Here is a 19,276-nt window from a genome sequence, read left to right on the forward strand (position 1 = left end):
GTATCACGATGCGCCGGTCGGACCAGAAGGTCCGGCCGGCGTTTCTGTTCGGAGCCTCAGGCGGCGCGGGAAGGGGCAAGCGCCGCCTCGATCGCTTGTCCGATCGCCAGGATGCGGCGATCCTGCCCGCCGGCGCCGGCCACCATCAAGCCGACCGGCGCCTCGCCTTGGCGATGGCAGGGCAGGCTCGCCGCGCAGCCGTCGAGGAAATTGATCAGCGTCGGGTTGCGCAGGATCAGGAGATTGGTCGCGCCATAGGCGGCCTCCTCCGCGAGATCGGCGATGCGCGGCGCGATCACCGGCACGGTCGGCAGGACCAGGGCGTCGAAGCCGGCGATGCGCGCCTCGACCGCGGCGATCCAGGCTTTGCGCGCCGCGACCAGATCGAGATAATCCGCCAGCGCCATCTCGGCGCCGCGCTGGATGCGGACCAGCACGCGTGGGTCGTAGCGGTCGCCGGCCCTGGCGATCAGCGCACGGTGCCAGTGCCAGGCCTCGGCACCGGCAAAGCTGCCCTTGGCCTGAAGGCTGCCGAGCGTGGCGAATTCCGGCACGGCGATCTCGCTGATATGCGCCCCGGCGCGCGACAGCGTGTCGAGTGCGCGGCGGAAGGCCGCTGCCACGGTGTCGTCCAGACCGTCGAGCGCGAGCGTCGTCGGCACGGCGAGCCGCAGTCCGGCGATTCCGGCCGGGCCCGGGACGCTCTCGCCTGAGCCGGACAGCACGGCATCGAGCAAGGCGCAGCAGGCGAGGCTCGGCGCCAGCGGGCCGATCGAATCGAGGCTGGCCGAGAGCGGCACGCACCCCTCGCGCGGCACGCGGCGCGCCGTCGGCTTGAAGCCGGCGATGCCGCAGAGCGCGGCGGGGATGCGCACCGAGCCGCCCGTGTCGGTGCCGATGGCGGCGGCCGCCATGCCGTCCGTCACGGACACCGCCGCACCCGAGGACGAGCCGCCGGGAATGCGCGCGCCGGCGCGGTCGAAGGGATTGAGCGGCGTGCCGTAATGCGGGTTGATGCCGAGCCCCGAGAAGGCGAATTCGGTCATATTGGTCCGGCCGACCAGCACGGCGCCCGCTGCCAGAAGCCGGTCCGCGATCGGCGCATTCGCCGTTGCAGCCGGTGCATCGTCCAATGCGACGCTGCCGGCCTTGGTCGTCTCGCCGGCGACGTCGAACAAATCCTTGATCGAGATCGGCAGCCCTTCGAGCGGCGAGCGGACGAAGCCGGCCTTGCGCATCAGATCGGAAGCGCGCGCCGCAGCCAGCGCCCGCTCGCCATAGAGACGGGTGAAGACGCGCGGACCTTCGCCCGTGCCGCCGCGGGCGAGAGCCGCTTCCGTTCGGGCCTCGGAGGTCGTGCGGCCAGTGGAAAGCGCGTGCTGCAGGGCGGAAAGGGTCTCGGTCATCGTCAGCTCGCCGTGGTGCCAGGTCGGTCGGTTCGAGGCTCGACGCCTAGCAGAGTCCCGCTGGACGGGCGATTGATTTCCGCTACGGACATGGTTTGCTGCGCCGCCCGGCGCGGGGGCAGGACATCGCGGGGCTTTGGGGAGTCATACGGATTTGGGCGCAACGACAATGGGCCGGCCGATCGCCGGCATGAAGCCCAGCCTGATCGGCTTCGGCGGCGCGCCGCTCGGCGATCTCTACCAGCATCTCGACGAAGGGGTGGCGCAGGCGACGGTGGTCGCCGCGCTCAAGGCCGGCATCAATCTGGTCGATACCTCGCCGCTCTACGGCCATGGCCTTTCCGAGCACCGCATCGGCGCGGCCTTGCGAAGCGTTCCGCGCGAGAGCGTGATCCTCTCGACCAAGGTGGGTCGCTGGATGAAGCCGGGCGAGGCGAAGACGGACCGTTCCGGCTATCGCGGCGGCCTGCCGCATCCGGCGGTGATCGACTATTCCTATGACGGCGCAATGCGTTCGTTGGACCAGTCCCTGCTCAGGCTCGGCACCGATCATGTCGATATCCTGCTGATCCATGATGTCGACGTCTGGACTCATGGCGAGCGAATGGAGCAGCGCTTTGCCGAGGCCATGGACGGCGCCTACCGCGCCTTGGATCGCTTACGGGCCTCCGGCGCGGTGAAGGCGATCGGCGTCGGGGTGAACGAAGCCGAGATGTGCGAGCGCTTCGCCCGCGCCGGCGATTTCGACGTGATAATGCTGGCTGGGCGTTATTCGCTGCTGGAGCAGGGCGCGCTCGACGGCTTCCTGCCATTGGCGCTGGAAAAGAACATCGCGGTGATGCTGGCCGGCGTCTTCAATTCCGGCATCCTCGCGACCGGCGCCCGCGAAGGCGCCTATTACAACTACAAGCCCGCCCCGCCCGAGATCCTCGCCAGGGTCGCGCGGATCGAGGCGGTCTGCGCCGCCCATGGCGTGGCATTGCCGCAAGCGGCACTCGCCTTTGCCGCCGCCCATCCCGCGGTCGCGACCGTCGTGCTCGGCGCCGTGACGCCGGACGAGGTCGCGCGCAATCTCGACCTCGTGGCTCGCCCCGTGCCGAACGCTCTCTGGGTGGATCTCAAGGCCGAAAAGCTCATCCCCGATCACGCCCCGGTGCCGGCATGCTGAAGACCATCGACCCGATCCTCGGTCCCGACCTGCTCTGGCTGCTCGCAGCGATGGGCCATGGCGACGATCTCGCGGTGGTCGACGCCAACCATCCGGCCGAGACGATCGCGCGGGCGACCACCTCGGGACGCATCGTCCGCCTGCCGGGCCTCGCCATGGCGGAGGTCGTGCGCGCCGTCCTCACTGTGCTGCCGATCGACGATTTCGAGCCCGATCCGATCCGCCGCATGCTCGTCGTCGGCGATGCTGCGGCCGTGCCGGCGGTGCAGAAGGAGGTCGAAGCCGTGGTGGCGCAGGCGGCAGCGGCACCGACGCCGTTGCCCGGCATCGAGCGCTTCGCCTTCTACGAGGCGGCCCGCAAGGCTTTCGGCGTCGTGCAGGTCGGCGATGCCCGCCCCTATGGCTGCTTCCTGCTCAGGAAGGGCGTCATCGCGGGGTGATAGGCGCTGAACGCTTCGCGCGTTTGCGCCTGTGTCGTCATTGCGAGCGTAGCGAAGCAATCCAGGGGGCTAAGGCGAACGGTTCAGCCCTGCTGCTCCTGGTTTGCTTCGTCGCCGTGCTCCTCGCAATGACGGGCGTTACTCTTCCTCGTCGTCGCGCGGGCGGGGGCCTTCCCCGAGAATCTCGCGTTTCCCGGCGTGATTGGCGGGCCCGACGATGCCCTCGTTTTCCATGCGCTCCATGATGGATGCGGCGCGGTTGTAGCCGATCTGGAGGCGGCGCTGGATGTAGGAGGTCGAGGCCTTCTTGTCGCGCAGCACGACCGCGACCGCCTGCTCGTAGGGGTCGTCGGAGTCGAGCGAGCCCATGCCGGTCTTGTCGAAGACGGCGCCGTCCTCGTCCTCGGCCGCTTCCTCCTCCTCGGAGGTGACGGCGTCGAGATATTGCGGCCGGCCTTGCGTCTTGAGATGGGCGACGACCTTCTCGACCTCGTTGTCCGAGACGAAGGGGCCGTGGACGCGGGTGATGCGCCCGCCGCCGGCCATGTAGAGCATGTCGCCCTGGCCCAGAAGCTGCTCGGCGCCCATCTCGCCGAGAATCGTGCGCGAGTCGATCTTGCTGGTGACCTGGAAGGAGATCCGGGTCGGGAAGTTCGCCTTGATCGTGCCGGTGATGACGTCGACCGAGGGGCGCTGTGTCGCGAGCACGACATGGATGCCGGCGGCGCGGGCCATCTGGGCGAGGCGCTGGATCGTGCCCTCGATCTCCTTGCCGGCGACCATCATCAGGTCGGCCATCTCGTCGACGATGACGACGATATAGGGCAGAGGCTCGAGGTCCATGACCTCCTCCTCGTAGATCGCCTCGCCGGAATGCTTGTCGAAGCCGGTCTGGACGGCGCGGGTGATGACCTCGCCGGCCGCCTTGGCCTCGCCGACCCTGGCATTGAAGCCGTCGATGTTGCGCACCGAGAGCTTCGACATCTTCTTGTAGCGCTCCTCCATCTCGCGCACCGCCCATTTCAGCGCGACGACCGCCTTCTTGGGGTCGGTGACGACGGGGGTGAGCAGATGCGGGATGCCGTCATAGACGGAGAGCTCCAGCATCTTGGGATCGACCATGATCAGACGGCATTCCTCCGGCTTCAGCCGGTAGAGGATCGACAGGATCATGGTGTTGATGGCGACCGACTTGCCCGAGCCGGTGGTGCCGGCGACGAGCAGGTGCGGCATGCGGGCGAGATCGGCGATGACCGGCTCGCCGCCGATGGTCTTGCCGAGGCAGAGCGCCAGCTTGTGCTTGGTCGCTTCGAAATCCTGGCTGGCGAGGAGCTCGCGCAGGAAGACGGTCTCGCGCTTGGCGTTGGGCAGTTCGATGCCGATGGCGTTCTTGCCCTGCACCACCGCGACGCGCGCCGAGACCGCGCTCATCGAACGCGCGATGTCGTCGGCCAGCGAAATCACCCGCGACGACTTCGTGCCAGGCGCCGGCTCAAGCTCGTAAAGCGTCACCACAGGGCCGGGGCAGGCCTGGACGATCTCGCCCCTGACGTTGAAGTCTTCGAGCACGCCTTCGAGGAGGCCGGCATTCTGCTGCAGCACCTCGACCGGCATGGTCTCCTCTGGCGTCTGCGGAGGCTCGGCCAGGAATTCGATCGGCGGAAGCTGGAAGCCGATCGGCTGCTCCGCTTGGCGGGCGGGCGCCTTCCGCACCCGAGCGGCTGGGGCGACGGGCCGAACGGGGGCTTCGACGGCTTCGGTCGTCATGAGGTCGGTCGCGGCTTTCGCAAGCGCCTCGGACGCTTCCGCGACGACCGGTGGGGCGAACGGCAGCGCGGCCGGCTGAGGCGCCATCGAGATGCGCAGATTCACCGAATAGCCCGACCACAGCGAGCGGACGCCCGGATTGGCCATCGCTTGAACGGGTGCAGCGGCTTCGACCACCGGCAAGATCGGTTCCTCCGCCTCCCACGGTTCATCGGCGATGGAATCGTCTTCCCACGCCATCGTCTCCATGGTCCTGGGAACGGGAGCGGTCACCTCGCTCTCGTCGCGGCCAATCTCGGGCACGAGATCCCAGAAGGCGTGGTCCGAGAGGAAGGCGAAGGGCGTCGAGCGCGGCTCCGCCGGGATCTCCGTCGACTGGCGCGCGTTCGCGAAGGCGGCCTCGTCGCGTTCCGGGGCATCATCCTCGGGCCAGAGTTCGGGCGCGATATCCTCGATCGATGCGAGATCGGGCTCGGGCATTGTCTCGACCGGCGCTGCGGCTTGCAGATAGGTCTCGCTGTCGGGCGTGCCCCAGATCTCCCGCATCAGATGCTTGGGCGTGCGCCAGAAGCGGACACGCGTCGAATCGGCCAGGGTCACGGCGTGGGGGTGGCCGCCGCTGAACATCAGCGGAGGGCTCTGCCTCTCGGTTGCCTGCTCCGTCGGCGCCTGCCGCGCCTTGCGCGTCGAGCGGACATAGACCGGTGCGGACGGCTCAGCGGCGGGGCCGCGATTCGTCGCGACGCCGGGCGTGTGAGGCGCGCCTGAACTTCGCAGGGATTCGTCTGCAGGATCAGCCTGATAATCGCCGGGTGCGAAGCTGTTGGTTCGCTGATGACGGTCGCGTTTATACATCGGAGACAGCGAACACTACTACTGGCCAACTCGGTCTTCTGGCCTAACCGGGCAGGGTTAACGGCGCATAAACGGGTGCAGGGCGAGGCCGGATAAATCGGCCGGGAACCTGCCTGGACATTCGCGCTGGCCTCCTCAGGATGAGGGCTCGGCTTTCCAAACGAATTTCACGCCGGCCGCGTCGCTGCGCCGAGCGCCAGGAACGCCTCGATGGCGGGAGAGGCTCGGTCGGGGCGATGCGCGAGCCAGGTGGCGAGCGAGGGCGCCGGCTCCGTCAGCCGCCGCGTCACCACATTGTCGAAGCGGATATTGGCGAAGGAGGAGGCCATCACCGTCAGCCCGACGCCGGCGGCGACGAGGCCGATGATGGTGGCCGGCTCCCGCGCCTCCTGCGCGATACGTGGCCGGAAGCCGGCCTGGCGGCACAGCTCGATGAACTGGTCGTAGGTGCTGGTCGCCGCTTCCCGCGAGAAATGCACGAAGGCATCGCGCTCGAGTTCGGCAAGCGCGACGCGCTGCCGGGCAGGGGAACCGCCGAGGCGGTGGCTGCGTGGCAGGAAGAGCAGGAGTTCCTCGCGCTGCATCTCCAGCGTCGCAAGCCGCGGATCGGCGAGCGCCGGATCGTCCGGCATGCGCAGGAAGGCGAGGTCGAGCCCGCCGTCCAGAAGCTCCTGCATCTGCACATGGCTGTTCATTTCCCGCAGCGTCAGATGCACGTCCGGCCGCTGCTCGCGGAAGCTGTGGATCAGCGTCGGCATGATCGTCGCGAGCGGCGCGGACGCAGTGAAGCCGATGCGCAATTCGCCGATCTCGCCGCGCCCGGCCCGGCGGCCGATGGTCAGTGCCAGTTCCGCCCGCGCCAGCACGGCGCGCGCCTCGGGCAGGAAGATCCGGCCGGCCGCAGTGAGCTCGACCCGGCGGCTGGTGCGGGCGAAGAGCTCGGCGTCGAGCTCCCGTTCGAGCGCGTGGATCTGCTGGCTCAGCGGTGGCTGCGAGATGCCGAGACGCTGCGCGGCACGGCCGAAATGCAGCTCTTCCGCGAGCACGGCGAAATAGCGGAGATGGCGGAGATCCATTCGCAAAACCTATCGATCGGAACCAAATCGATATTGGACAATATCGGGCCCAACTTCCATCTCAACCAACGCGCGCAGCGTGACCTGCGCTGCGGAACTGACAATCATGACCGAAATGACCTCCCCTCAGTCGCTGCGCATCGAGACGCCTGTCGCGCTCGACATCGCGGAGCCCGAGGCCGACAGCCGGATTCGCCGGGGCACGCGCGGCTTCCGCCTGACCAACCTTGCCTTGTTCTCCGCCGGTTTCTCCACCTTCGCGCTGGTCTATTGCGTGCAGCCGCTGATGCCGGTGTTCTCGCAGGAATTCGGCATCACCCCGGCCCAGAGCAGCCTGGCGCTGTCGGCGACCACCGGCACGCTCGCTTTCGCCATGCTGGTCGCGAGCTCGCTCTCGGAGATCGTCGGGCGCAAGCCCGTGATGGTGGCCTCGCTCCTGGCCTCGGCCGTGCTGATGATGCTGAGCGCCTTCGCGCGCAACTGGCACGACCTCGTGCTGCTGCGCGCGCTGGCGGGCATCACCTTCAGCGGTTTGCCGGCGGTGGCCATGGCCTATGTCAGCGAGGAGATGCATGCCGAGTCGGCCGGCCTCGCCATGGGGCTCTATATCGGCGGCAGCGGCCTCGGCGGGCTTGGCGGCCGCGCCATCACCGGCGTCATCGCGGATTTTTCGTCCTGGCGCATCGGTCTTTTCGCCGTCGGCCTCGTCGGCGTCGTCTGCGGGCTGGTGCTCTGGCGCACCTTGCCGGCCTCGCGGCATTTCCGGCGCGTCGCGCCCTCCGTCAGGGCACTCGCCGGCTCCTTCGCGGTGCATCTGCGCGACGGGCGCCTGCGCCTTCTGTTCCTGGAAGGCTTCCTCCTGCTCGGCAGCTTCGTCTGCGTCTACAACTACACCGGCTACCGGCTGATGCAGCCGCCCTTCTCGCTGAGCCAGGTGGCCGTCAGCTTCATCTTCGCGGTCTATCTCGTCGGCATCCTGTCCTCGGCCTGGATCGGCGATCTGGCGGGGCGGCTCGGCCGGGGACCGATGTTGTGCCTGTCGCTCGGCCTGATGCTCCTTGGCGTGCTGGCCACGTTGTCTTCCTCCCTCCCGGTGATCGTGCTCGGCATGGCCGTGCTGACCGGCGGCTTCTTCGGGGCGCACGCCACCGCATCGGGCTGGGTCGGCGCGAAGGCTCAGCACGCCAGGGCCCAGGCCTCCTCGCTCTATCTCTTCGCCTACTATCTCGGTTCGAGTGCGGTCGGCACGCTCGGCGGTGTCTTCTGGGCGCAGGCGGGCTGGGGCGGCGTGGTCGGGTTGATCAGCGCGCTCCTTCTCGTGGGCTTTGTCTGCGCCGCCTGGCTGACGATGCGGTCCGGGCCGGCGGGACCGGGCGCTCGCGCCTGAGTTTGCGAGGCTGCGTCGACCAAGTCTTGCCCTTTGGAGAGCGGCTCGAAGCGAGTCCTTCGCGGAACTCCTGGCCGGATCAGCGGGTTCATCCGCTGTGACGGATGAAGGAGGACGAGATGCCAGCCAAATCCGCTGCCCAGCAGAAGGCCGCCGGAGCCGCGCTTGCGGCCAAGCGCGGCGACATGAAGAAGAGCAAGCTCCAGGGCGCCTCGAAGTCGATGGAGAAATCGATGAGCGAGAGCGAGCTGGAGAAGATGGCTTCCACCAAGCGCAAGGGCAAGCCCGAGCACGTCTCCAAGCACTGACGGTGGCCGAGGCGTCGGCCGCGTACCGGCACTGCGTCGGCCGGCGCCGGGCGCCTACAGATAGGGCGGCGTGCAGGCGCTGACCACGACGCAGCGTTCCGTGCCGATATTGCGGAACCGATGCGGGACGCGGCTGTCGAAGAGGTAGGCTTCGCCCGGACTCAGCACCTTGATCTGGTCGCCGACGGTGATCTCGAGTTCGCCCGAGAGGATGACGCCGCCCTCATGCGAGTTGTGCTTGAGCATGGCGACGCCGGTATCGGCGCCGGGCTCGTAATATTCGTGCAGGATCTGGAGATTGTGGGCCTTGGCGTCTCCGACCTGGCGGAACGACATCCTGCCCCGGCTCTCCCCGCCATTGACCTGATGCAGGCGCGAGGTCAGGTCGATGAGGTCGTCGGCTTCGAAGAAGACCTTGTCGCGCGGCGTGCGCGCTTCGTCGAAAAAATTGACCATGCTCATCGGGATGCCGTCGAGGATCTTCCGCAGCGATGCGACCGACGGGCTGTTCCGATTCTGCTCGATCAGCGAGATCAGGCTATGCGTCACGCCGGAGCGGCCGGCCAGTTCCCGCTGGGAAAGCCCGGCAGCCAGTCGGATTTCGCGCAGTCTGCCCCCGACATCGAAGCTCATTTCTGCCTTTCCTCCCCATGCCGCCCATATTCGTTAAACCCGCGCGCCATGCAGTGGGCGTCTGCCCGGCGCCTCTTGCGTTGCTCAATATTCTGAGCAATGCTGACGGAAAGCCAACAAGAAAATCATGTCGCGGGGAACAGGCGTAGCGGAATAGTTTTTTCGATCGAAGCGACCGTTTAGATCAGGATGCCCAATTTTGTCCAATAGGGCCGCGCGGAGGCGAATACTCTCTTCGCGTATCGGTTGTTGTTTTTCGAATGCTATCGTCTCGTTCTGTGCCCTGCGGGAAACCGGGTTGAAAGCAGGGTGAGCGCGCATCATGACTAAGGCCGATACCGTATTATTGAACGGCCGCATCTTTTGCGGCCTGGCGGACGGCTTCGCCGAGGCGCTGGCAATCGCGGATGGAAAGGTTCTGGCGGCGGGGTCTGCCACCGAGATTGCCGGGCTGCAAGGCCCAGGCACGAAGGTCGTCGACCTTGCCGGGCGGGTCGCCATCCCCGGCCTCAACGACGCGCATATGCATCTGCTGCCGCTCGGCCTCGGCATGAGCGAGGTCAATCTGCGGCCCGAGGAAGGGGTCAACAGCATCGACGAGGCGCTGCGCCGCATCGCGGTGGCCGCCAGGGGCAAGAAGCCGGGCGAATGGGTGCTGGGCCGCGGCTATGATCACAACGAGTTCGCCGAGCTGCGCCATCCGACCGCCGAGGAACTCGATCGCGTCGCGCCCGACAACCCCGTCTACATCAAGCGCACCTGCGGCCATGTCGGCGTCGTCAACAGCCGGGCGATGGCCGCGGCCGGCATCGGCCACAACACGCCGAGCCCGGCCGGCGGCCTGATCGAGCGACGCGACAACAAGCTCACCGGCTTGCTGGCCGAAAGCGCGATGCGCCTGATCGTCGAGGCGATGCCACAGCCGAGCGTTGCCGAACTCAAGGCCGCGATCGAGAAGGCCGGGCATTATATGCTGTCGCAGGGCTTCACCAGCGTGATGGATGCCGGTGTCGGCATGACCGCCGGTATGGCCGAGATCGCGGCCTATGAGGAGGTCGCCCGGACTGGGACGCTGCCGGTCCGTACATGGGTCTGCATCTACGGCAATGCCGACGGCATCGGCGACGAGGCCCATCGTGCCGGCTACCGTTTCGGCCGCGAGGTCGGGCTGCTGCGCTACGGCGCGATGAAGGTCTTCGGCGACGGCAGCGCCGGCGGGCTGACCGCCGCGATGAGCGAGCCCTACCTTGTCGGCGATCCCGATAATCGCGGCATCTTCATCTATTCCGATGCCGACATGCACCGCTATCTCCGGCATTACCACGAGCTCGGCTACCAGCTCGCGATTCACGCGATCGGCGATGCTGCGATCGAGCAGGTGCTGTCGGGCATGGAGAAGGCCGACAGTCCCGAGCATCCGATCAAGGGCCGCCGCCACCGCATCGAGCATTGCGGCTTCCTGACCGACGGCCAGCTCGCCCGCATGGCCGCTGCCGGCATCGACCCCTTGCCGCAGCCGATCTTCATCTACGAGTTCGGCGATCTCTACGTCACCAATCTCGGCCAGGAGCGGGCAAATGCCTCCTATCCGATGCGCAAATGGCTGGATGCCGGCATGCACGCCGCCGCGAGCTCCGATGCGCCGGTCTGCGCCACCGATCCGTTCAAGAACCTCTTCAGCATGGTGACGCGCCGGACCAAGCGTGGCACCGTGATCGGCGGGGCCGAGCGCTTGTCGATGGAGGAGGCCGTGCACGCCTATACCGCGCTCGGTGCTTACACTCAGTTTGCCGAGGATCGGATGGGCCGGCTCGTTGCGGGCCAGTTCGCCGATATCGCCGTGCTCTCCCAGGACATCTTCTCGATCCCGGTGGAAGCGCTCGAGAACGAGGTGCGCTGCGATCTGACCCTGCTGGGCGGTGAGGTCGTCTTCGATCGTCACGGTCAGCTTGCCGCCGCCGCGCAGTAGGGCGGGATAGGTCTTCATGCTGCGCCATACGCTGCAACGGCTTCTGCTGGTTCTGCCCGTCCTGCTCGGTGTGCTGCTCGTCGGCTTCCTGCTGATGCAGGTCGTGCCGACCGATCCGGCCCAGGTGCGCGCGGGGCCGACCGCGACGCAGGACGTGGTCGAGGCCATCCGTCAGGAGCTCGGCCTCAATCAGCCGCTCTGGAAGCAGTTTGCGATCTATATCGGCCGTCTCGCGCAGGGCGATCTCGGCGTCTCGATCATCAACAATGTCCCGGTTTCACAGGAACTCGCCAACACCATCGGCCCGACGCTGGAGCTGATGTTCGCATCGCTCGTCTGGGCGATCCCGCTCGGGATGCTGCTCGGCACGGTCGGCGCCTATTTCCGCGGTTCCCTGCTCGACCGCGCCATCATGGCGGTCTCGGTCGCCGGCGTCTCGCTGCCGGTCTTCTTCCTTGGACTGGGGCTGATCTGGCTCTTCGGCTTCAAATATCCGATCCTGCCCTTCACCGGCCGCACCGGCCCGCTCTGGACCTGGGAAGGGTTGCAGGGGATCATCCTGCCGGCCATCACGCTCGGCGGCGTCTTCGTCGGCCCGGTCGCGCGGATGACGCGGACTTCGGTGCTCGACGAGCTCGGCGCCGACCATGTCCGCACCGCCCGTGCCAAGGGGCTCGGCGAGCGCACGGTCCTGTTGCGCCACACGCTGCGCAACGCGCTGGTGCCGGTGGTCACGCTGATCGGCCTGCAGATCGGCTTCCTCCTCGGCGGCGCGGTCGTCACCGAGACGGTGTTTTCCTGGCCCGGCATCGGCCGGCTCGCGGTCGGCGCCATCCTGTCGAGCGATTTGCCGATGGCGCAGGGCACGATCATCGTGCTCTCGCTCGGCTTCATCCTGGTCAATCTTGCCGTGGACGTCCTCTATGCCGTGCTCGACCCGCGTGTGAGGGGCGCCTGATGAGTTCCTCGACCAGTCCGCTCCAGCCGGGCGCCAAGGCGGTGGAAGCCGCCATCGGCGTAGCCGCCGCCGCGCCCGTCCGCCGGAAGACGGTGCTCAGGATGCTGCTGTCGGATGTCGGAGCCTGCATCGCGCTGGCTCTGGTCGTGCTGTCGATCCTCGGTGCCGTCTTCGCGCCCTGGCTCGCCCCCACCGATCCCTATGGCAACGATCTCGCCAACACGCTGAAGGCCCCGGGCGAGCTCGGCCTCCTCGGGACCGACGGGCAGGGGCGCGACATGATCACGCGTTTGCTCTTCGGCCTCAGGACGACGCTGGTGATGGGGCTCGCCTCCGTCATCATCGGCGGCTCCATTGGCGGCGTCATCGGCTTCGCAGCCGCCTATTACCCGAAGATTTCCGGCGTGCTGATGCGGCTGATGGATGTGCTCCTGTCCTTCCCGGCCATCCTGTTCGGCCTCGCCATCGCCGCGATCTTCGGGCCGGGCCTGCCTTCGGTCATCATCGCGCTCGCCATCGCCACGGTGCCGCTGATGGCGCGCGTCGTGCGCGGCTCGGCGCTGGTCGTGCTGCAGCAGGGCTATATCGAGGCCGCGCGCTCGCTCGGCTTGCGGGATCTGCACATCATCCTGCGCTACGTGCTGCCCAACTGCCTCTCGGCGATCTTCGTCTTCGTCACGCTGCGCTTCGGGCAGGTGATCCTGCTCGGCGCGGCGCTCTCCTTCCTCGGGCTCGGCGCCCAGCCGCCGACGGCGGAGCTCGGCGCGATGGCCGCCGACGGGCGCAACTTCCTGTTCTTCGCGCCGCATGTCTCGGTGCTGCCGAGCCTGGCGATCTTCGTGGTCGTGCTCGCCTTCAACGTGCTCGGCGATGCGCTGCGCGACGCCCTCGACCCGAAGCTGCGCAAATAGAATCCGACACCATCAAAAAAAGGGGACCTGCTCGATGATCAAGTTTTCCGCTCTGCTTCTCGCCGGCGCCGCCGGTGCGGTTCTGGCCGCTGCGCCCGCCATCGCACAGCAGAAGGCGCCGCTCTCGATCCTGCGCGTGATCGACGCCGATAATTACGACCCGATCCGCACCACGGCGACGGCGGCGGCCGAGGTCATCTACATGATGGCCGACACGCTGGTGACGGTCGATTTCGACATGAAGACGATCAAGCCCGGCCTCGCCGAGAGCTGGACGGTGTCGCCGGACGGCAAGACCTACACCTTTAAGATCCGCAAGGACGTCAAGTTCTGCGACGGCCGGCCGATGACCATCGACGACGTGGTCTATTCACTGAAGCGCTGGGTCGATCCGGCCAACAAGTCGCCGGTCTCCTTCCGCGGCGGCCCGGTTCAGGACATCCGTGCCGAGGGCGATTCCACGCTGATCTATGAGCTCAAGGAGCCCTATAGCGACCTGCTCTTCCAAATGGCGCTGTCCTTCGCCTCGGTCGTCGACAAGAACGCGGTCGAGAAGCTCGGGGCGAATTTCGGCGTGCAGGGCTTCAACGCCACCGGCCCCTATTGCTGGGTGAAGTGGACGCCGCGCCAGGAAATCGTGCTGAAGAAGAACCACTATTACAATTGGGGTCCGTCGATCTACAAGGACCCGAAGCCGCAGATCGAGGACATCGTCTGGAAGGTCATTCCCGAGCCGAATACGCTGATGGCCGCGATCCAGGCCAAGCAGGCCGACGTGACCTACTACATGCCCTATATCGCGCTCGATACGATGCAGCGCATCCCCGGCATGACCGTGCAGCGCCAGGAAAACTACATCTACGACGTCTTCATGGGCTTCAAGGTCGACAAGCCCGTCTCGAAGGACAAGGCGATCCGCGAGGCCGTCAACATGGCCACCGACAAGCAGGCCATCGCCAAGGCGATCTTCTTCGGCAAGGGCACCGCGCTGCCATCGCTGCTGAATCCGGCCGTGCTCGACTACGACAAGGACACGGCCGCGAAGATGCCGAAGCACGATCCGGCGGCGGCGGCGAAGCTTCTCGACGAAGCCGGCTGGAAGCCGGGCGCCGACGGTATCCGCGAGAAGGACGGCCAGAAGGCCACCTTCATCGTCTACGGCATCCGCAACGACGTGAACCCGCGCATCTCCGAGGCGATGCAGGCCGATCTGCGCAAGATCGGCATCGACCTCAAGATCCAGCTCTGGGACGCCACCGTCGCCTGGGGCAAGCTGGCGACGCAGGAGTTCGACGCCTTCTACATGTCCTACCCATATGTCACGGCGACGGAGGCGCTGAACCTCTACTTCGCCAGCCGGCAGGTGCCGACGCCGAACCGCATGAACTGGAAGGACCCGAAGACGGACGAGCTGCTCAAGGCAGCCGCGACCGCCGTCGATCCGGCCAAGCGCAAGGAGGCGATCGGCGCCGTCCAGATGCAGCTCACCGACGCCAATGTCTGGGTGCCGCTGGCCTCGCAGCCGCTCTGGGTCGTGGCGGGTGACCGGGTCGAGGGCGTCCGCGCCCACGGCATCTACGGTGCCGGGCTCTACAAGGGCCTCGACATCAAGCTGAAGCGCTGAGTTTTTTTCGAGCGCAGGCTGATTCTCCGCGGAAACGAGCCGTCATTCCGGGCTTGACCCGGAATCCATCGAAGGGCGCTGCGCTTGACGATGGATTCCGGATCGGCGCCGCTGTCGCGGCTTGTCCGGAATGACGGCGCCGTTCCGTAAAACCAGCCTGCGCCATGCCTTTGGGAGCGGAGGAGAACACCATGACGATCACGGTCATCAAGAACGCCGACATCGTTGTCGCCTGGGATGCGGAAGCGTCCCGCCACGTCTATCTGCACGATGCCGATGTCGCCTTCGCGGATGGCGCGATCAGCTTCGTCGGCAAGCGCTATGAGGGGCAGGCCGACGAAACCGTCGATGGGCGCGGGCGTATGGTCATGCCGGGCCTCGTCAACATCCATTCGCACCCGTCGAGCGAGCCGCTCAACAAGGGCTTCCTCGACGAGCTCGGCTCGCCCGCCCTCTACAACTCCTCGCTCTACGAGTTCATGCCGATCCTGCGGCCGGATGCCGAGGCGGTGCCGGCCTGCGTCGAGGTTGCCTATTCGGAATTGCTGCTGTCGGGCGTCACCACGGTCGCGGACCTGTCGGTCGCCCATCCCGGCTGGCTCGACCTCGCGGCCAATAGCGGCCTGCGCGTCTGCCTGTCGCCGATGTTCCGCTCGGCCCGCTGGTTCACCAGGAACGGCCATGTCGTCGAATACGAATGGGACGAGAAGGCCGGGCAGGCAGCCATGGCCCAGGCCCTCGACGTGATCGAGCAGGCGCAGAACCATCCCTCCGGCCGGCTCTTCGGCATGGTCTGCCCCGCCCAGATCGACACTTGCAGCGAGGGGCTGATCAAGGAAAGCCATGCCGAAGCCGGGCGCCGCGGGCTGCGCTGGCAGATCCATGCCGCGCAATCGACGGTGGAGTTCCACGAGATCACCCGCCGCCACGGCGTCTCGCCGATCCAGTGGCTCGAGAAGCTCGGCGTGCTCGGCGATACCAGCATCGTCGGCCACGCCATCTTCCTTGACGACTATCCGCGCGTCGCCTGGCACAGCCGGCGCGACCTCGCACTGCTCGCCGAGACCGGCACGACCGTCGCCCATTGCCCCACGGTCTTCATGCGCCGTGGCATCGCGCTCGACGATTTCGGGCGCTACCGCCGGGCCGGCGTCCGCATCGGGCTCGGCACCGACACCTATCCGCACAACATGCTCGAGGAGATGCGCCATGCCGGCTATGTCGCCCGGCTGATGGCGGAGAGCCCGCGCACGCTCACCACAACCGATATCTTCGAAGCTGCGACCACGGCCGGCGCCGCCGCGCTCGGCCGCGACGACATCGGGCGGCTGGAAGCCGGCTGCAAGGCGGACCTCGTCATGGTCGATCTCGCCCATCCGATGATGCAGCCGCGCCGCGACCCCGTGCGCAGCATGGTCTATGCGGCCGCTGAGCGTGCCGTCGACCGCGTCTATGTCGATGGTCGGCTGGTCGTGGCCGACGGCACGGTGCTGACGATGGACTACCCCGATGCCGCCCGCCGCCTGCACGAGGCGCAGAAGCGCACCGAGGCCGCCGCGCCGGAATATGATTGGGCCAAGCGCCCCGTCACCGACTATTCGCCGCTGACCTTCCCGAAGGGCTGAGGCGGTTCTCAGCGAGTAAGGGCGTCGCGAGCTTACACGCCCGTCATTGCGAGCGGAGCGAAGCAATCCAGCAGGACCGAGTGAGAGGTTTCACCTGGCTGCCCTGGATTGCTTCGTCGCTTTGCTCCTCGCCATGACGGTTCGCGTACCGGGCTAGTCGGTGCGCAGCCGGCGCGCTTCCTCAAAAAACCTCGGGCACATACATTTCCGGCGGCACCGGATGGCGCAGATAATCCGGATTGCGCACGCGCGCGGGCAGCACGATCTCGGGCTTCGGCACGTTCTCATAGGGAATCTGGCCGAGCAGATGCGAGATCATGTTGAGGCGGGCGCGCTTCTTGTCGACCGCCTGCACGACCGACCACGGCGCATGCTCCGTATGGGTCCGCTCCAGCATCTCTTCCTTGGCGCGGGTGTAGTCCTCCCAGTGGACGCGGCTCTCCAGATCCATCGGCGAGAGCTTCCACTGCTTCAACGGATCCTCGATGCGCATGCGGAAGCGGAATTCCTGCTCCTCGTCGGTGATCGAGAACCAGTACTTGATCAGGATGATGCCGGAGCGCACGAGCATGTGCTCGAAATCCGGAACCGAGCGGAAGAACTCCTCCAGCTCCTCGGGGGTGCAGAAGCCCATCACCCGCTCGACGCCGGCGCGGTTGTACCAGGAGCGGTCGAACAGCACCATTTCGCCGGCGCTCGGCAGATGCGGAACATAGCGCTGGAAATACCACTGGTTGCGCTCGCGCTCGGTCGGGGCGGGCAGGGCGACGACGCGGCAGATGCGCGGGTTGAGACGCTGCGTCACGCGCTTGATCGCGCCGCCCTTGCCGGCGGAGTCGCGCCCTTCGAACAGCACGACGACCTTGAGCTTCTTGTACTGGATCCAATCCTGCAGGCGCACGAGCTCGTGCTGCAGGCGGAAGAGCTCACGGAAATAGACCTTGCGGTCGAGCGTATTGCCGCCCGAGCCTTCCAGCCCTTCCGCAACGAGCTCGTCGAGGCGGTCATCTTCGAGCTGCAATTCCAGCTCCTCGTCGAAGCTGTCGAGAATCTCGTCCTTGATGCGGTCCAGATTGTCGGGAGACATGCTGTCAACTCTATGCGTGACGGGTTGAAAGAAGACGGCGCGCGGTTCGACCGACAGCCGCCGGGACACAGTCCGAGCCATCGTCCAGCCAACATCGGCTTTATCTGTGGCCGACGTGACAATTCGATGAAAAACAACGTCGGAGCGCCGGGGCGTTGTTCCGTCTTCGCTGTCCGATTTCGGTCGATGCCGATTGCGGCTGTGGATCGGAAACGCCGCGCCCGGCGGCAATTGACAAATCGAAAAGAGATATTTCAAACTTAAAATATCAGACCCAGGACAATGGGCACATCAGGGAACGGTGCATGCGGGTTATCATCGTTGGCGGCGGCATCGGCGGGTTAACCTTGGCGCTGATGCTGCATGCACGGGGCATCGGCGCGACTGTCTACGAACAGGCGGGGGAAATCCGCGAGGTCGGTGTCGGGATCAACACGCTGCCGCACGCGATCCGCGAGCTCACCGAGCTCGGCCTGCTGCCGGCGCTCGACGAGGCCGGGATTCGCACGCGCGAACTCATCTATATGAACCGCTTCGGACAGGCGGTCTGGCGCGAGCCGCGCGGCCTGCATGCCGGCGCGCCGGTGCCGCAATTCTCGATCCATCGCGGGAGGCTTCAGCGCCTCATCCGCGACGCGGTCGCCGAGCGGCTTGGCGAGGATGCGATCCGCACCGGCCGGCGCCTGCTTGGCTTCCTGCAGGATGAGGGCGGTGTCACCGCGCATTTCAGCGATGCCCGCTTCGGTGAGGCTGGCGAGACGGCGCGCGGCGACATCCTGGTGGGCGCCGACGGCATCCATTCGGCGGTCAGGGCTTTCTACTTCCCGAACCAGGGGCCGCCGTGCTGGCAGGGCGTGCAGATGTGGCGCGGCGCCTGCGACTGGCCGATCTTCCTCGACGGCGAGAGCATGATCATCGCCGGCGGCATGGCCGGCAAGCTTGTGCTCTACCCGATCGGCAAGGGGGCGACGCCACAGACGCGATTGACCAACTGGGTCGTCAACATCCGCAATGGCGATCCCGAGCGGCCGCCGCCGAAGGAGGCCTGGTCGAAGTCGGGCCGCCTCGAGGACGTGCTGCCCTTCGCGCGCCGTTTCAGCGTGCCGGGCTTCGACATCCTCGGCCTGATCCGGGCGACTGCGACCTTCTGGGAGTACCCGATGTGCGACCGCGACCCGCTGCCGCGCTGGACCCATGGCCGCGTCACGCTGCTCGGCGATGCCGCCCATCCGATGTATCCGGTCGGCTCGAACGGCGCTTCGCAGGCGATCCTCGATGCGCGCTGCCTCGCCGACCGGCTGGCCAGGGCCGAGCATCCGCGCCAGGCACTCGCGGCCTATGAGGCTGAGCGCTTGCCGGCGACGGCGGAGGTGGTGGCGATGAACCGGGTCGGCGGGCCGGAGCGGGTGATCGACGCGGTCGAGGCGCTGGCTCCGAACGGTTTCGACGATGTCGAGCGTGTGCTGAGCTACGCGAGGCGCGAGCAGATCGTGAAGTCCTATGCCGGCAAGGCCGGCTTCTCGGCCGAGCAACTGGCAACCCGCAAGGGTTGATCAACCGGCCTCGGTCAGCTGGCGGATGCGGGTCTTCAGACTGGCATTCGCCGTTTCGCAAGCCTTGAGCCGGCGCATCAGGTCGAGCGGCACGGCCTCGGCCGGATCGGTGAAGACGATGCCGATCCGCTCGCCGCTGCGCCAGACCGTGCGTGCCGAATACTGACGCTGCCGCGAAGGGATTTCGAGCTCGAAGGACGGCGGCAGCGCAACGGCATCCGGCACGGCCATCAGCGCGCCGCTGCCGGACAGGTTCCGGATCGTGCAATCGAGTGTCGAGCGCCGGCCGTTGAAGGCCACGATCCCGCCGAGCAGCGTGCGCTGGCGCGGCGCGCGACGACGTTCGGTATCCATCGCTGTTGCGTTCCCCGAAAGACAACGACCCAAGGTTGCAGGGGCAGTTAAGCAGATCAGATCCGCGCGCTCACGCTTAACGATTGATTATCCTTAACGGGCCATCGCCGGCCAGGGGGCGATCGGCCGGCGAGGCGATGCTTTTCACGGGAATG

16 protein-coding genes are annotated in these 19,276 nt (G+C 66.9%); 10 read left to right on the plus strand and 6 right to left on the minus strand.

What is annotated here, in order from left to right; genetic code table 11:
* Positions 1-56: 56 nt before the first annotated feature.
* A complete protein-coding gene (locus tag GGC47_RS18975) occupies positions 57-1,406 on the minus strand; it encodes an amidase (protein WP_142023319.1) in 1,350 nt (449 codons plus the stop codon).
* A gap of 190 nt (positions 1,407-1,596) precedes the next feature.
* Between GGC47_RS18975 and GGC47_RS18980 the strand changes: the two genes are divergently transcribed.
* Both GGC47_RS18980 and GGC47_RS18985 read left to right on the plus strand, forming a co-directional pair.
* Positions 1,597-2,574 carry an aldo/keto reductase gene (locus GGC47_RS18980; RefSeq protein WP_142023320.1) on the plus strand — a complete coding sequence of 326 codons (978 nt, stop codon included), beginning with the start codon at positions 1,597-1,599 and terminating at the stop codon, positions 2,572-2,574.
* Positions 2,568-3,014, plus strand: a complete 447-nt coding sequence (locus GGC47_RS18985) for an RbsD/FucU family protein (RefSeq protein WP_133565805.1) — start codon at positions 2,568-2,570, stop codon at positions 3,012-3,014. Before GGC47_RS18980 ends, GGC47_RS18985 begins: the two co-directional genes overlap by 7 nt.
* A 138-nt stretch (positions 3,015-3,152) precedes the next feature.
* Here GGC47_RS18985 and GGC47_RS18990 read toward each other — a convergent pair whose 3' ends face one another.
* Together GGC47_RS18990 and GGC47_RS18995 are read right to left on the minus strand one after the other, a co-directional pair.
* Positions 3,153-5,408 (minus strand): DNA translocase FtsK, encoded by a 2,256-nt coding sequence (locus GGC47_RS18990; protein WP_429068597.1) that lies wholly within the window; start codon positions 5,406-5,408, stop codon positions 3,153-3,155.
* 395 nt (positions 5,409-5,803) lie between these two features.
* Positions 5,804-6,712: a LysR substrate-binding domain-containing protein gene (locus tag GGC47_RS18995; protein WP_113252914.1), complete on the minus strand. Its 909-nt coding sequence runs from the start codon at positions 6,710-6,712 to the stop codon at positions 5,804-5,806.
* Positions 6,713-6,818: 106 nt separating this feature from the next.
* On the opposite strand from GGC47_RS18995, the gene GGC47_RS19000 reads away from it, so the two are divergent.
* Together GGC47_RS19000 and GGC47_RS19005 are read left to right on the plus strand one after the other, a co-directional pair.
* Entirely contained in the window at positions 6,819-8,099 is a 1,281-nt protein-coding gene (locus tag GGC47_RS19000) for an MFS transporter (RefSeq protein ID WP_370954781.1), read from the plus strand.
* A gap of 119 nt (positions 8,100-8,218) precedes the next feature.
* The gene (locus tag GGC47_RS19005) at positions 8,219-8,407 is read left to right on the plus strand and encodes a DUF3008 family protein (protein WP_113252918.1); all 189 of its coding nucleotides are present in this window, start codon (positions 8,219-8,221) and stop codon (positions 8,405-8,407) included.
* A gap of 54 nt (positions 8,408-8,461) precedes the next feature.
* Here the strand turns inward: GGC47_RS19005 and GGC47_RS19010 are convergent, their stop codons facing one another.
* A complete protein-coding gene (locus tag GGC47_RS19010) occupies positions 8,462-9,040 on the minus strand; it encodes a cupin domain-containing protein (protein ID WP_038357621.1) in 579 nt (192 codons plus the stop codon).
* A gap of 322 nt (positions 9,041-9,362) precedes the next feature.
* On the opposite strand from GGC47_RS19010, the gene GGC47_RS19015 reads away from it, so the two are divergent.
* The 5 genes from GGC47_RS19015 to GGC47_RS19035 all read left to right on the plus strand — a co-directional run bounded on the left by GGC47_RS19015 (position 9,363) and on the right by GGC47_RS19035 (position 16,127).
* Positions 9,363-11,009, plus strand: a complete 1,647-nt coding sequence (locus GGC47_RS19015; RefSeq protein WP_142023330.1) for an amidohydrolase — start codon at positions 9,363-9,365, stop codon at positions 11,007-11,009.
* A 16-nt stretch (positions 11,010-11,025) separates the two neighbouring features.
* Entirely contained in the window at positions 11,026-11,967 is a 942-nt protein-coding gene (locus tag GGC47_RS19020; protein ID WP_112764751.1) for an ABC transporter permease, read from the plus strand.
* Entirely contained in the window at positions 11,967-12,878 is a 912-nt protein-coding gene (locus GGC47_RS19025) for an ABC transporter permease (protein ID WP_112764752.1), read from the plus strand. The genes GGC47_RS19020 and GGC47_RS19025 overlap by 1 nt, the downstream gene beginning before the upstream one ends.
* Positions 12,879-12,912: 34 nt before the next feature.
* Positions 12,913-14,502, plus strand: a complete 1,590-nt coding sequence (locus GGC47_RS19030; RefSeq protein WP_142023331.1) for an ABC transporter substrate-binding protein — start codon at positions 12,913-12,915, stop codon at positions 14,500-14,502.
* A 191-nt stretch (positions 14,503-14,693) separates the two neighbouring features.
* Entirely contained in the window at positions 14,694-16,127 is a 1,434-nt protein-coding gene (locus tag GGC47_RS19035) for an amidohydrolase family protein (protein ID WP_142023332.1), read from the plus strand.
* A 181-nt stretch (positions 16,128-16,308) separates the two neighbouring features.
* Here the strand turns inward: GGC47_RS19035 and ppk2 are convergent, their stop codons facing one another.
* Positions 16,309-17,214, minus strand: a complete 906-nt coding sequence (gene ppk2, locus GGC47_RS19040) for a polyphosphate kinase 2 (RefSeq protein ID WP_142023333.1) — start codon at positions 17,212-17,214, stop codon at positions 16,309-16,311.
* Between the two features lie 305 nt (positions 17,215-17,519).
* On the opposite strand from ppk2, the gene GGC47_RS19045 reads away from it, so the two are divergent.
* A complete protein-coding gene (locus GGC47_RS19045) occupies positions 17,520-18,767 on the plus strand; it encodes a flavin-dependent oxidoreductase (protein ID WP_142023334.1) in 1,248 nt (415 codons plus the stop codon).
* Here GGC47_RS19045 and GGC47_RS19050 read toward each other — a convergent pair whose 3' ends face one another.
* Positions 18,768-19,121, minus strand: coding sequence for a PilZ domain-containing protein (locus GGC47_RS19050; protein WP_370954779.1), 354 nt, complete (start codon positions 19,119-19,121; stop codon positions 18,768-18,770).
* Positions 19,122-19,276: the final 155 nt, after the last annotated feature.

The sequence above is a fragment of the Allobosea sp. OAE752 genome (assembly GCF_050433265.1).
GTDB classification, from domain to species: Bacteria; Pseudomonadota; Alphaproteobacteria; order Rhizobiales; family Beijerinckiaceae; genus Allobosea; species Allobosea spartocytisi.

Bases quoted from the DNA above. Each gene is read 5' to 3' on its own strand.
- GGC47_RS19005 (WP_113252918.1), top strand. From the start codon at position 8,219: ATGCCAGCCAAATCCGCTGCCCAGCAGAAGGCCGCCGGAGCCGCGCTT.
- GGC47_RS18980 (WP_142023320.1), top strand. From the start codon at position 1,597: ATGAAGCCCAGCCTGATCGGCTTCGGCGGCGCGCCGCTCGGCGATCTC.
- GGC47_RS19010 (WP_038357621.1), bottom strand. From the start codon at position 9,040: ATGAGCTTCGATGTCGGGGGCAGACTGCGCGAAATCCGACTGGCTGCC.
- GGC47_RS18985 (WP_133565805.1), top strand. From the start codon at position 2,568: ATGCTGAAGACCATCGACCCGATCCTCGGTCCCGACCTGCTCTGGCTG.
- ppk2 (WP_142023333.1), bottom strand. From the start codon at position 17,214: ATGTCTCCCGACAATCTGGACCGCATCAAGGACGAGATTCTCGACAGC.
- GGC47_RS19030 (WP_142023331.1), top strand. From the start codon at position 12,913: ATGATCAAGTTTTCCGCTCTGCTTCTCGCCGGCGCCGCCGGTGCGGTT.
- GGC47_RS19020 (WP_112764751.1), top strand. From the start codon at position 11,026: ATGCTGCGCCATACGCTGCAACGGCTTCTGCTGGTTCTGCCCGTCCTG.
- GGC47_RS19050 (WP_370954779.1), bottom strand. From the start codon at position 19,121: ATGGATACCGAACGTCGTCGCGCGCCGCGCCAGCGCACGCTGCTCGGC.
- GGC47_RS18975 (WP_142023319.1), bottom strand. From the start codon at position 1,406: ATGACCGAGACCCTTTCCGCCCTGCAGCACGCGCTTTCCACTGGCCGC.
- GGC47_RS19025 (WP_112764752.1), top strand. From the start codon at position 11,967: ATGAGTTCCTCGACCAGTCCGCTCCAGCCGGGCGCCAAGGCGGTGGAA.
- GGC47_RS18990 (WP_429068597.1), bottom strand. From the start codon at position 5,408: ATGTTCAGCGGCGGCCACCCCCACGCCGTGACCCTGGCCGATTCGACG.
- GGC47_RS19045 (WP_142023334.1), top strand. From the start codon at position 17,520: ATGCGGGTTATCATCGTTGGCGGCGGCATCGGCGGGTTAACCTTGGCG.
- GGC47_RS19035 (WP_142023332.1), top strand. From the start codon at position 14,694: ATGACGATCACGGTCATCAAGAACGCCGACATCGTTGTCGCCTGGGAT.
- GGC47_RS18995 (WP_113252914.1), bottom strand. From the start codon at position 6,712: ATGGATCTCCGCCATCTCCGCTATTTCGCCGTGCTCGCGGAAGAGCTG.
- GGC47_RS19015 (WP_142023330.1), top strand. From the start codon at position 9,363: ATGACTAAGGCCGATACCGTATTATTGAACGGCCGCATCTTTTGCGGC.
- GGC47_RS19000 (WP_370954781.1), top strand. From the start codon at position 6,819: ATGACCGAAATGACCTCCCCTCAGTCGCTGCGCATCGAGACGCCTGTC.